General features: G+C 40.4%; 11 protein-coding genes. 3 read left to right on the top strand and 8 right to left on the bottom strand.

The features are described from left to right. Positions 1 to 65 precede the first annotated feature (65 nt). The 3 genes from bfr (ACXAER_RS00855) to ACXAER_RS00845 all read right to left on the bottom strand — a co-directional run bounded on the left by bfr (ACXAER_RS00855) (position 66) and on the right by ACXAER_RS00845 (position 2,715). A complete protein-coding gene (gene bfr, locus ACXAER_RS00855) occupies positions 66 to 533 on the bottom strand; it encodes a bacterioferritin (RefSeq protein ID WP_014979359.1) in 468 nt (155 codons plus the stop codon). Further along, positions 533 to 1,009 carry a bacterioferritin gene (bfr, locus tag ACXAER_RS00850; protein ID WP_014949586.1) on the bottom strand — a complete coding sequence of 159 codons (477 nt, stop codon included), beginning with the start codon at positions 1,007 to 1,009 and terminating at the stop codon, positions 533 to 535. The genes bfr (ACXAER_RS00855) and bfr (ACXAER_RS00850) overlap by 1 nt, the downstream gene beginning before the upstream one ends. A 134-nt stretch (positions 1,010 to 1,143) precedes the next feature. Next, the gene (locus ACXAER_RS00845) at positions 1,144 to 2,715 is read right to left on the bottom strand and encodes a cation:proton antiporter domain-containing protein (protein WP_474825703.1); all 1,572 of its coding nucleotides are present in this window, start codon (positions 2,713 to 2,715) and stop codon (positions 1,144 to 1,146) included. Between the two features lie 331 nt (positions 2,716 to 3,046). Between ACXAER_RS00845 and ACXAER_RS00840 the strand changes: the two genes are divergently transcribed. Next, positions 3,047 to 4,678, top strand: coding sequence for an FMN-binding glutamate synthase family protein (locus tag ACXAER_RS00840; RefSeq protein ID WP_474825701.1), 1,632 nt, complete (start codon positions 3,047 to 3,049; stop codon positions 4,676 to 4,678). Positions 4,679 to 4,757: 79 nt separating this feature from the next. Here ACXAER_RS00840 and ACXAER_RS00835 read toward each other — a convergent pair whose 3' ends face one another. Beyond that, the gene (locus tag ACXAER_RS00835) at positions 4,758 to 5,234 is read right to left on the bottom strand and encodes a c-type cytochrome (protein WP_061096378.1); all 477 of its coding nucleotides are present in this window, start codon (positions 5,232 to 5,234) and stop codon (positions 4,758 to 4,760) included. Positions 5,235 to 5,437: 203 nt separating this feature from the next. On the opposite strand from ACXAER_RS00835, the gene ACXAER_RS00830 reads away from it, so the two are divergent. Both ACXAER_RS00830 and ACXAER_RS00825 read left to right on the top strand, forming a co-directional pair. Next, on the top strand, positions 5,438 to 5,860 hold the full coding sequence (locus ACXAER_RS00830) for a universal stress protein (protein ID WP_014949582.1): 423 nt from the start codon (positions 5,438 to 5,440) through the stop codon (positions 5,858 to 5,860). A 125-nt stretch (positions 5,861 to 5,985) separates the two neighbouring features. Further along, complete coding sequence (locus ACXAER_RS00825) at positions 5,986 to 6,342, top strand: diacylglycerol kinase (RefSeq protein ID WP_474825698.1); 357 nt, start codon at positions 5,986 to 5,988, stop codon at positions 6,340 to 6,342. 38 nt (positions 6,343 to 6,380) lie between these two features. Here ACXAER_RS00825 and ACXAER_RS00820 read toward each other — a convergent pair whose 3' ends face one another. The 4 genes from ACXAER_RS00820 to ACXAER_RS00805 form a co-directional block, all read right to left on the bottom strand. Further along, positions 6,381 to 6,731: a hypothetical protein gene (locus ACXAER_RS00820; RefSeq protein ID WP_014949580.1), complete on the bottom strand. Its 351-nt coding sequence runs from the start codon at positions 6,729 to 6,731 to the stop codon at positions 6,381 to 6,383. A 204-nt stretch (positions 6,732 to 6,935) separates the two neighbouring features. Then, complete coding sequence (locus ACXAER_RS00815; protein ID WP_474825696.1) at positions 6,936 to 8,132, bottom strand: tyrosine-type recombinase/integrase; 1,197 nt, start codon at positions 8,130 to 8,132, stop codon at positions 6,936 to 6,938. A gap of 1,785 nt (positions 8,133 to 9,917) precedes the next feature. Then, on the bottom strand, positions 9,918 to 10,670 hold the full coding sequence (locus tag ACXAER_RS00810; RefSeq protein ID WP_474825693.1) for a sporulation protein: 753 nt from the start codon (positions 10,668 to 10,670) through the stop codon (positions 9,918 to 9,920). Between the two features lie 80 nt (positions 10,671 to 10,750). After that, positions 10,751 to 12,049, bottom strand: a complete 1,299-nt coding sequence (locus ACXAER_RS00805; RefSeq protein ID WP_474825691.1) for a DUF2254 domain-containing protein — start codon at positions 12,047 to 12,049, stop codon at positions 10,751 to 10,753. Between the last annotated feature and the right edge of the window lie 130 nt (positions 12,050 to 12,179).

The following is a 12,179-nucleotide window of genomic DNA, read 5'->3' as shown; positions in this document are numbered from 1 at the left end:
CGCTCTTTATTTAAAGAGCGGCCTTTTTATTAATTACCTGTAAATTGTAGCGTGAACGCTATTTTTTACATTTGCGACTGCAAATAGTTTTGAAGCCCTAAACGCTTAATAAGGCCAAGCTGCTGCTCTAGCCAGTGTGCGTGATCCATCTCTGTATCGTCTAGTAGTACAATTAGCATGTCACGAGTAACATAGTCTTTCTCGGTTTCACAAAGCGCAATAACTTCACGTAACTTTGCATCAACTTCATATTCAACACGTAAATCGCTTTCTAGCATCTCAGGTACATCTTTACCAACTTTGAAGCCTGTGCGCTTCGTCATGTCAGGCGTACCTTCTAAAAACAGCATGCGTTCAATTAGCTTAGTTGCATGTCCACGCTCGTCATCAAATTCATGATCGATGCGTTCGTAAAGCTTATTCAAACCCCAATCAAGATACATCTGAGAGTGAATGAAATACTGATCCATGGCGGCTAACTCATAAGAGAGTAGTTCGTTTAAGCCATTGATGATTGCTTGGTTACCTTTCATTAGTCATCTCCCATTACTTGCGCTTGTAGGTAGTTCTCTATACCCATAGCATCAATTTGGTATTCTTGCGTTTCAATCCAGTCTAGGTGCTCTTCTTCATATTCAAGAAGGTCTTCAAGCAAATCTCGAGAAACATAATCCTGCTTTTCTTCACACAGCGCGATAGCTTCACGAAGTAGTGGAAGCTGTTCCTTTTGAAAACGCGCATCACATGACAGCATTTCAACGGTATCTTCACCGATATAAAGCTTGCCTAAGGCTTGAAGATTAGGAAGGCCCTCAAGGAATAAAATGCGCTCGATAAGATCGTCCGCTTGCTTCATGTCCTTGATAGACTTTTTATAATTCTTTTCGTTAAGTTCAGAAAAACCCCAGTTTTTGAACATACGAGCGTGCAGAAAGTATTGATTTATCGAAGTAAGTTCACTTGTCAGTACTTCGTTCAATTTTGCAACAACTTGTTTATCACCTTGCATTGTGTAAACCCTATTAACGTATTTGCGTGAAGTTTAGTCTAAATTTGACCACATGTCAAAAAAGTCTTTGCAAAACAGTTGTTTACAAACGATAACGTTTCTCAATTCATCCATTGTTCGCATTTAGAACAGCATTACTGTTGTGCACGCGCATAAGCAAGACTTTCTTCAGCAAAACCAAGCCCTGCTTCGGTAAAGAAGTTGAAGACTTTATCTACACCGTTTTCTAATAGATGTGATACTTCATCTTCATAGCGTGCAATGGCTGCAACTTTTCCAACATAGCCCGCGTTTTTAAGCTGACGTGTGATGTTTATTGAGTCCTGGATAGAAGGCAGAGCAAGCAAAACAAGCTGAATCTGTTTGATATCTAAATTATCCCACAAATCGACGTCTTCACCGTCGCCGCATATTACGTTTAAGCCTTCGTCTGATAACTCTTTTACTTTTACTCGGTCGGCGTCCATTCCCCATACGCTCACATCACTTAATTTAGATAACGCATTGAAGGCACCGCGACCAACTCGTCCCATCCCCAACACTAAAAACTCCGCGTTGTGGAGAGTAGGATAAATGTCTTCTTTTAAGCGCTCGTTTTTCTCAAAACGTTTAATGGTTTGTTTATGATTGTGATATTGAGAATGAGAATTGCGATAGAGCACGCTGGTAATAACGAATGAAATAGAGACGGCTAAAGCAATGACCACTAACCAAGAGTTTGCCAATAAACCTAATGAAACGGCTAGTGCGCCAACAATAAGCCCAAATTCACTGTAATTTGAAAGCACCAAGCTGCTCAAGTAAGCCGTGCGACCGCGAAGGCGAAGTGACGTAAATAAGCCGAAAAAGAGTGCTGCTTTTAATGGTATAAATAAGCAGAACACGATAGCAAGGACAATCATACTGAGATCGGGAAGGGCGGTAAGACCGATAGTAAGGAAGAAGCCGATTAAGAAGAGATCCTTAAAACTAAGCAGCGACTTCGCTAGCTCCGAAGCCTTTTCATGCTGCGCTAACATGATTCCAAAGATTAGTGCCCCAAGATCGCCTTTAATGTTTACCAGCTCAAACAAGTGATAGCCACCCAAGGCGAGGATAAAGCCAGTAAGCGGAAGCAGTTCACCGTGGCCCGACTTATTAATCATTTTGTTTATGATTGGCATTGCTGGGAATAAGGCCAACAACGCAAGCGCCCACACAGAGGGGAGCTTTCCAGTTGCTGCAACAAGAAAGATAACAGCAAAAACGTCCTGCATAACTAAAATGCCTATAGCAAGGCGGCCGTGGCGGGTTTTACTTTCACCGCTTTCTTCTAACACCTTAACTACACACACGGTACTGCTGAAACTAAGTGCAAATGCGATAAGCGTAGCGCTTTTCCAAGTAAGGCCGTCAACGAAATTGGCGGCAATCGTACTTATTGCATAAACACAACAAGTAATAACGCCCACCCATATTAAGGTGTGTGAAACACTTCCCGCCCAAACTTCTCGACGACTCAAATCGCGGATATTAAGTTTCAAGCCAATGGTAAAGAGCATAATAGTAATACCCAAATTGGCTATCTGGCTTAAGTCTTCAGTGAGTGTGTAACCTGCAAAGTTTAATAAAAAGCCAGCTACCAAATAGCCGACAAGAGGAGGGATGCCAATTAGTTTTACTGATAAGCCGCATATAAATGCGAAAAGAAGAAATGCATACTCCATGAATTACCTTTCAAAAATGTTGAACGTAAAATCCGTTGCCCTTTACAGGTCACATCATTTCTAACCCAATATAATAAACACTGGATGAATCTAATATTCTAATGCTTTTAGATTAGCATGTAATAGCTTGTTTTCGCAGCTAAAAAAGTATCAATAAGTCATGAATTGGTAACGCGTAACCTCTACTTTGTAAAATCAGGCTAAGTGGTTTTAGATGTAAAATCAGTTGTTTATCGCTAAAGTGAACCTAGTTCCCGATTTCAGGTGTATTGAACAGGGTTATAGGCATATTATCTGATTTTGATATGGCCGAAATTAAGAAGGACTTTGAATGCGTTTAACAATTTTAAGCATACTCATCTTGCTGGTCGCCCTTAATGTGGTGATTGGCATGTTGTGGTCGCCAGTGTGGTGGTTTTTACTTTTATCAGTCACGCTACTCATTTTTGGTCTATATGATGCCTTCCAAACCAAGCATGCCATTTTACGGAACTTTCCATTAATTGGCAGAGTGAGGTGGACCGTCGAGGGACTAAGGCCCTACATCCAGCAATACATCATAGAAACCGATACTGGCGGAGCACCTATTTCCCGCATGTTTCGTTCGATTATTTATCAACGTGCGAAAAACAGTAGAGAAACAGTCCCTTTCGGTACACAACTTGATACTTATAAAGATGGCTATGAGTGGATTGGCCATTCTTTATCTGCTCGCGAAGTGGAAGACATGGATGAAGATCCCCGAGTGACGGTAGGTGGTCCTCACTGCAAAAAGCCGTATCGTGCAAGCATACTTAACATAAGCGCAATGAGCTTTGGAAGCTTGTCAAAAAATGCCATTTTGGCGCTAAATAAAGGTGCTGCAAAAGGCGGGTTTTACCATAACACAGGTGAGGGTGGTTTAACCCCATATCACCTCGAAAACGGTGGCGATATAGTTTGGCAAATTGGTACGGGATACTTTGGTTGTAGAAGTAAAGATGGCGGTTTCGATCCTGTTCTTTTTGAAGAAAAAGCCAAACTCGACAATGTAAAAATGATAGAAATAAAGCTAAGCCAAGGAGCTAAGCCCGGGCACGGCGGTATTCTTCCAGCGTATAAAAACACGCCCGAAATAGCGGAAATTCGTGGCGTTGAGCCTGGCACTCAAGTTGATTCTCCACCTAGACACAAAGCTTTTTCAACGCCGTTAGAAATGATTGATTTTATAAGCCAGTTACGAGAATTAAGTGGGTCTAAACCGGTTGGAATTAAACTTGCGCTCGGCCGAAAAAGTGAGTTTATAGCTATGTGTAAGGCCATGGTTGAAAAGGAGATTACGCCAGACTTTATAACGGTTGATGGCGGCGAAGGCGGCACAGGAGCGGCACCACTCGAATACACCAATTCTATTGGATTTCCTCTTCGTGAAGCACTAGCTTTTGTGGACGATTGCCTGACGGGTTTTGGCCTGCGCGACAAAATCAAAATAATTGCATCGGGTAAAATCATTACCGCTTTTCAGTTGGCTAAAAACCTGAGCTTGGGAGCAGATCTGTGCAACAGCGCTAGGGGAATGATGTTGGCACTTGGATGTGTTCAGTCGCTGTCATGCAATACGAATAAATGTCCGACCGGTGTAGCAACGCAAGACCCTAAGCTTACCAAGGGCTTAAACGTTGAAGACAAGTATGAGCGCGTGTACCGCTTTCACAAAAAAACCATTCATGCGCTGATGGATATCTTGTCTTCTACAGGACATGTGAGAACTAGCGAACTAAATCGTACCCATATATTCAGACGGGTAGATCAGTGTCATATTGCGCGTTACGACGAAATCTTCCCGTTAGTGAAAACAGGAAGTTTCTTAACCGACGACGTTCCCGATAGATTTAAATTACACTTAAAAGAAGCAAATGCTGAAAGCTTTATGCCTTGTAGTTTATTGGCAGAAATTGAGAAAGAAACGAAAGCGGTATCTTAAAAACGGCTAAGCCATGACTCCAAATCAAATAGCGATTGTGGAGTCACGCTGTTCGTTTTTTAATGCCTAAAACTGCGAGTTAATCTTTAGATGGCTCGCTTGGAATACGCAGTTGATAGAGGCGGTAATCACTAGTTCTGTAGGGTGTTACTTTATATTTAGGCTGAAGATACGCCACTAAATCTATTAGTTCAGAAACGGTTAGCTCGTCATTTACAACTCGCATTAATGACACACCGTCTTCGCTGGTGAAACTGGCAGGCTGTCGAGGAGTAAGTTTGTGTGATGGGTTAATAATACTTGTCACCAACTCTGCATAAGTTTTAATTCTTCCACTGCTGCCTCCCAACGGAATAGGCTTCGCGACTAGGTACTGCGCATTGTCGGACTCTTTTTCTCCTGCGATTCTGTGACAGTCTTGGCACTGATACTTCTTAAATACCAGATAGCCTTTTTCCATATTGCCTTCGGGCAAGCTAAAGCCGCGAGGTGACTGCGCGCCCTGGTCACAGGCGAAAAGGAGAAGTGTTGCTATAACAACTATTGCCGTTTTCATACTCATTTCTCTCATTCTTTTACGGTAAGGATACGTAACGTTCGCTAGAACTAATGTGTATACACTGATTATGAATGAGGCTACAGACTAATCATTGACCTAGCTCAAAGAATAATTATTTGTGTACCACTACTATTTAAGGGAATCAGTTAACGGTATGGTAGAAAAGCACTGCTACCTAACAAAAATTGAGGACAGCCACAATGCAAGGTTACGAAACAATTTTAGTACCTATAGATATTTATTCTGACTACGAATTAGTGGTGGAGAAAGCCATCGCTATAGCGGGCAATAGTCACAAAATTCACCTCCTGTATGTTGCTTATCCACAAACCAATGTAGAGCCTTACGGACTATTTTTAGAACGGGATTTTTCAGAAGAAGTAAGAGAGCAGGCATTAAGGCAATTAAAAGACGTTGCTGCAAAACATGATATACCTTACAGCCACATCAATGTAGAGATAGGTTCTCCTGCTGATGAGATTCACCATATGGCCGAAAAGATTAATGCAGATCTCATTGTTGTCGGCACCCATGGCCAGAGCGGTCTTCGTTTGTTACTTGGGTCAACGGCCAATGCAGTACTACATGGTGTTAAAACAGACGTGCTAGCTGTGAAAGTATAAATTAATGCGGCGAATAGCGTCGAAAATGCTTTAAATATCCATGATAAATACCTTCGCCGTCATGTAGATGTAACGAAGGTCAGTTACGTTTTGTAAGGCTGTAACTAATCTTAAAATTACTTATCATGATAAGAAAACGGACAGGTATTTTACGCGTACTCTATGCCACTTACTATTCACTTAAGGGGCTTCGAGCAGCCTTTTTAAGTGAAGCTGCGGTCAGACAAGAAATTTTCGCAATATTGATAATGACACCTGTAGCGTTTTTCATCGACGTTACGCATGTAGAACGTATATTGCTGGTGATATCTTTACTGATAGTGCTTATCACTGAGCTACTCAACACCGCTATTGAGAAACTCTGTGATCATGTCAGTACAGACATCCATTTGTTAATAGGGCGTGCTAAAGATATCGGCTCGGCAGCGGTGTTCATTAGCTTAATGATGGCCGGCTTTACGTGGATTAGCATTCTTTGGTAGTGCAATTTGCAATTTATAGGCGGAAAGAAAGCCCTAATTTAAAGGGCTTTAATTTTTTGGTCACAACATTCTGATACTAAGGTTCTAATTGTGCTATCTAAGTTTTTAATGTGCGAATAATGCAATGAAGTTTCACCACCGTTATTGATATCTTTTATCGTAAAAACAACATCATCGCCTCGTGAAGTTACGCAGATTCTCACGTAATCATCAGATTGAGCTAATGGCACGTGGAGATATAACGGCTCATTGTTTGAGTTTAAATAATCTAGTGCTGCTTCTTGTGACTTGAAAGGGTCTTGCTTCTCGGGTTGGACATTCCATGACGACGAGGGAACCACCATTTCCGCGAGTAATTTTCCGTGCTTTGTATCAATACCGCTACTCATATATCACTCCTTTTACTTGAATGTTTGCCAACTTAGAAAACCTATTCATTAATATAGGTTTAGGGCAAATTTACCTTTTGATACGCGAGTAATACAGTTTCAGATTGGTAAAAGAATGGAGAGAGTAGGTGAGTAAGACATTGTTACTGATGTTATTGGTTATGCGTAACCCTGCATTAATTAAGTTACTGTATTTAATGAGCTTTATCTTTTCCGTTTTGCCGACAATTTTGCCATTCCACCACGCTTTACGTTAGCCTGTTTTGTATAATGCCCAGGCATTTCCGGTGATTGCCAACCTCCAGCCAGTTGAAGCTCGGGTAAAGATGCGCCATCTTCGGCTAGAGAAACTGCACCACCAACACGACCGCTATGAGGGGTAATGTTTTCGCTAATACCTGCGCGTTGAGCAATGCGTTGCCAAATCCGATAGACACTCGAATAGTTAAGTACATTTGCCTTATGGCTAGGAATGTTCTCATCAAATGGCAAAAGTGCTGTTTTATGGTTTGTTAGTCGTCTAAACAAAACGCCTTTGTGCAGGCCGCGTAAATCTGAAGAAAGGCGGGTTGCTTTAGTTTTTGGGTCAAGATTAGCTTCGTTAATATACTCTTGAACCATAGATATAGTGCTGGAAGAAACATAGCGATATTGACCTTGACCAGACTGGTCGCTTTTCGAAGAAACAACCAACAGCGTGTTATTACGCGCAGATATATCCTCGATGCAAACTCGAACTAGTTCATCAGCGCGAAGCAATGCATCAAACATCAGGTTAATGATTGCAAGGTCGCGGAGCTCTAATAAAGAATCAGGAATAATTGCATTGTTTATTTGTTCAAGCATATCTATCGTAAGCGGAACCGCTTGTTTGTGAGACAAGCGAAACTTTCTATTCTCTATAAGCGATAAACGGATGAAGTCTCTTAGATACGCAGATCTAATAATTGGGTTTGGCAATTTAGCCACGCCTAAAAATTTACTAAGGGCAGATAACCGACGCTTAATGGTTCTATAGGCTAGGGGAGAACGACACAAGGCTTCAACATATTGTTTAATGCAGATCTCATTGTGTTCGAAGTTGTTCTTAAAGCCATTTAATCCAGCTTGCTTACAAAAAATTGCGAACTCATTGTAGTCACTAATGTATGCCCGTTGTGTGTTGTATGGAAGCTTGATAAAAATATCTTGATAATAGCTTTCAACGTTTTTTTCAGAAGATGAAAATTGACTTGTTGTTAGGTCGTCAGAACCTGACGTGTGCTGCTTACCACGAGAGTACTCGATACCAAAAGCTGGAACCGTCGCACTGCTTGACTCCTGTGGCTGTGAGCTGCTATCACTGTTGCTGTTAACTAATTGAGTTGTGAGCAAGTATGAGCTATTAGTTTTTGAGGGCATTGAGCAACCTGGTGAAGACATTAATGTAACTATTATGCTAGATTTAACAGAACTTGATAAACTATTGATATACAACAATATTCACGCATGATAACTGTAATTATCATGCGTGAAGCTACGCACTAATCCATTCATCATTCCACAAACCGCTTTGCTATTATAATCTCAAGTACATTCCTACTCTACCATACCACTGTAAATATATACAGCTTAGGTATTTCAATGCCGTCGATTGTTGGTCTATCTCGTAATTATTCCAAACCATATCGCTCGATAACGCTTGTGGCCTGCTGAGATAGTGCTTTTTTGTGTAATTTAAATCGTGCGCTACGTGAAATCTGCAAGGTAACACCCCGAATGCGCGCTCAGATTTCACGTAGAGACGCCTAAAAAATGAGCTGAAAAGTGATGAAAAAACACCCTAAGAGCTTATTTATAAAAGAAGTACTTCACATGATTTACTTCCAACATGTTTGCTGGTTAATCGCACATTTTTCAAAACCAAACGAGTTAAAAATAAACGTTACAAAAGCGGAATAGGCGATAACCTAGTAGTTATTACCTTTGCTTTTTATATGCTTTTCATAGAGCGCCTATCTAATGGCGACTACGGTACCTTGCCGAATAAACGACGTCTACGCAGATATGAATTCAATAAACATCGCGTCGATAATTATTAATTCTACGTGCTATCCACGCCACCCAACTTTAAAACAATGAACGGTCTCCATGCACGATGTTTAATTTAATAAAAAGTATAGATAATTGATGATATTTAAAATAAAGAGCTACTAATAAATGGGTTTTAGCGGCCTCAATTATTACATTTAACGCTAAATGTTAGAAAAAACTTAACCTTACAGCTAGTCGTCTTATCTTAGAAATAATTAGTTTCCTTTATTTAATTCATCACCGTAAAGCCTTTGGCTGATTTAGTTAATAATTAATATTACTGGCTGTACTTTCATTATAAAAAGTAAAGAAGACTAAAGCCTGATACATATTTTTAGGAGCATGATTAAGTTTATTGTTTGTCTGTGCTAATTGTCATTAAACCTTACGTATACCTAATTATTAGGGGAAGGATAGCGCAGTACTCCTTGCAAAGCTCAATCTGGCTCATTCACCATCAACTTTAATACTCTATTTAACATAATATACATTATGCGTAATTAAGCGTGTGGACGATTAGGGCGATGATGTCGCTCTATTTGGTTGGTTTGTTGGCTGTGATTACTTACAGACTTTTGTGCGTGGTTGCTGCGTTGGCACTGTGTTTTGTTTTGGGCTTGTGCGTAAACGTCTAACTTACGTCGATGTTTTTAATTTAAAACCGCTCAGATGATTTGATTTAGGCGTGATAAATTGAATCGTGCGCTACGTGAAATCTGCAGCATGACAGCCCTGATTTTTCTATTTCATTCACATAGCGCACGATTCTATATTTAACCGTTTTAAACTGGTTAGCCTTTAAATTGATGTGTATTAAAAGAGGTTTTTACTTGAATCGTTAGGCTTTAAATATCGGGTGTATTTTTCCATAGTATTAATTAAAGCTAATTTTAGTGACATTATTGCAGGAATATTAAATGAGTTAGTAATTGAATTGGTCAATCATTCAACATGTGTCGTACTCAATAGCCCTTTTTTTTATCTAGGCTCATGCGATATATTTGAGGCACTTTCAGAAAACAGTTTAAAGGATACGGTTATAAAGAAACTACTATAATGAGTAGCACATAAGAGCCGAATAAAAGTTTAGTTACTCGGCACCTTGTCATGAATTTACCCTAGAAGTGGCTCGATATAGTGGCGAACTGATTCTGTCGTAACACAGCTATTAGGTATAGATGTGCTCTTATACCCATCACCTAAAAATGCGCGATCGACTTCAATCAGTACGCCAGTTTCATTGCCATTATCAACGAACGTAACTTCTAGTTCTCGAGCGCCAAATAAGCTACGTGATTCTGGCTTGAATTCGTACTCTTGATAACAAGGTAAATGTGATACAAATTCACGAGCGCGAACTCCACCAGATTCTATATCAGATTTGAATAATCGGTATCCGCTGTCAGAAATTAATTTCAGCACCGCTAATTGCGTTTTAGACGGCTCTATCGTTAGGCCATCCTTGTCGCTAGCATCTATTCCAGATTTAATATCTAGTCCTGTTTGCAACCATACTGTACCAATTTGATGACCAAATAGATAAGTTGCCGGTACTTCTGGATGCAAATCTAACGTGAACTGTTTAGTGACGGTTTCACCTGGCTGTATCAACAAGCTGAACGATTGTTGCCAGCTTTGCAGGACGACGCTCTTATTGTATTCGACTTCATTGTCGCCTAAATCTGCCTCTGTCTTCGCGCTAGCCATAACAGCAAACTCTAACCCTTGAAGTTGTTGTTCAACGTCGCCGCCTCGTATAACAACTTCGATATCAAATGTTTGTCCCGCTTGTAATTTATCCGAAAGCAGCAGAGTGTCGACCTTAGCCTTACCAATACCCACACTTGCCAAAAGTTGCTTAAACATATGAATCTCCTCGTTTTTTAATTCCAGGTAAACATATTGGCATCGCATTTACAACACAAGTATCTGTTTGTAAGCATTCGTTAATCTGAACTTTGATTGAAACATTTGCTAAGCCTCTCGATATCATCAGAAAACGTTAAATCCTGCTCACTTCTTTTAAAGCTTTGTTTCGCGAAATGTGTGGCTGTCTCTTTAAATCCGCTGTTGTTATCAAAACAATTAATAATAGCGTTGAGTGACTTTTGAATGTGAATAGCGACTTCTATATTAGCAGCACCGTCACGGCTAATACTGGTATAGGCGTCGTCAAACAGGTCATGAATAGATAATTCTGGTACCGAAATTCGGTCGTATTGATAATTTTTATCCTGACGTTCTTGTTCATCCGCTGTGGTATGTTCTGATGGTTGCCACAACAGCAGCAGTCTAGTCACACTGCTAATAATGCTAATGGCTGTTCCGTGATCATTGATTGCGGGTGAAAGTGCTCGGGAAGCGATTTCGGCTAATACAACAAAACCAAAACGTGGATCCGCTTCAAATGAACGCTCCTCAGATATCGTATATGCCTGTTCAATAGCGTCCAAATCATCTTTTTTATTAACATAGGCAAGTACTTTATCTGGCGTAACAAATTCCCCTGGAAGCATATTTACATTAATGAACGCGTCGTTTTCACAGGCCCACCGCTGAATTCGCGCTATATCGATAAGTTGAATGTACCCTACTCGCTGACTAAAAACTGGCTGAGTGCCCTGCTCTTTTATCTTACTTTGAGATATCGCTTTTAAGGGAACAGCCCCTAAACATGGCGTTTTAATTCGATGTTCAATTGCTCTTTGTGTAGCTTTTTCTACTTTTAATATGGTAGAACCCACGCGGCCTAACCGAGCAACGCTGTCTACCCATCGAATAAAGGTTAAAATTACTATCGCAAATGCACAGCACGTTAAACAAAATAATAAGAAGAGCCCTGCTTCATCAAAAAAAGCTTGGGTCATTGCTGTAAGTGCAACAGCACTGTAAATAAATGCCCCAATAAAAACGGACAATGCATTTTGGGATACATCGTCAGAAATAATAAGGCTTAACGATCGCGGCGTTGATGACTGGCTAGCTGAAGCATATGCATTGACCATGGTACCCGCAGAAAATGTGGCAATTACCATCATACTTGATGCCATTATCGAAAGCAGCGTTTCAACTGATTCAGGTTTTATTTCAGGAATATGCTCAGCCAACGATGTTCCGTCTGCCACTTTGGCTAGAAATACAACTAAAATAGAAAGAAGGCAGAACCCCAATGGTTTTACCCATAATTTCTCTTTAGCATTGAAGATAAGAAAACGCAGTCGATCTACGGTTATTGGTGCTTCCATAACACACTCCTTGTATGGCTCTTCTAATGTATACGAGATGACCGGTGCGAATGTTTAATCGGACATTCCTTGAGTAAGCATAACGAGCGCTAGGCATGTTAAAACTCTGACTTCTCGTATATAGAATGTC

It is taken from the genome of Alteromonas sp. AWJ4_199, assembly GCF_056159165.1.
This window is presented reverse-complemented; position numbering and strand designations above follow the sequence as displayed.

Excerpts from the sequence above, each read along its gene's own strand:
- bfr (WP_014979359.1), bottom strand. The coding sequence starts at position 533 with ATGAAAGGTAACCAAGCAATCATCAATGGCTTAAACGAACTACTCTCT.
- bfr (WP_014949586.1), bottom strand. The coding sequence starts at position 1,009 with ATGCAAGGTGATAAACAAGTTGTTGCAAAATTGAACGAAGTACTGACA.
- ACXAER_RS00845 (WP_474825703.1), bottom strand. The coding sequence starts at position 2,715 with ATGGAGTATGCATTTCTTCTTTTCGCATTTATATGCGGCTTATCAGTA.
- ACXAER_RS00840 (WP_474825701.1), top strand. The coding sequence starts at position 3,047 with ATGCGTTTAACAATTTTAAGCATACTCATCTTGCTGGTCGCCCTTAAT.
- ACXAER_RS00835 (WP_061096378.1), bottom strand. The coding sequence starts at position 5,234 with ATGAAAACGGCAATAGTTGTTATAGCAACACTTCTCCTTTTCGCCTGT.
- ACXAER_RS00830 (WP_014949582.1), top strand. The coding sequence starts at position 5,438 with ATGCAAGGTTACGAAACAATTTTAGTACCTATAGATATTTATTCTGAC.
- ACXAER_RS00825 (WP_474825698.1), top strand. The coding sequence starts at position 5,986 with ATGATAAGAAAACGGACAGGTATTTTACGCGTACTCTATGCCACTTAC.
- ACXAER_RS00820 (WP_014949580.1), bottom strand. The coding sequence starts at position 6,731 with ATGAGTAGCGGTATTGATACAAAGCACGGAAAATTACTCGCGGAAATG.
- ACXAER_RS00815 (WP_474825696.1), bottom strand. The coding sequence starts at position 8,132 with ATGCCCTCAAAAACTAATAGCTCATACTTGCTCACAACTCAATTAGTT.
- ACXAER_RS00810 (WP_474825693.1), bottom strand. The coding sequence starts at position 10,670 with ATGTTTAAGCAACTTTTGGCAAGTGTGGGTATTGGTAAGGCTAAGGTC.
- ACXAER_RS00805 (WP_474825691.1), bottom strand. The coding sequence starts at position 12,049 with ATGGAAGCACCAATAACCGTAGATCGACTGCGTTTTCTTATCTTCAAT.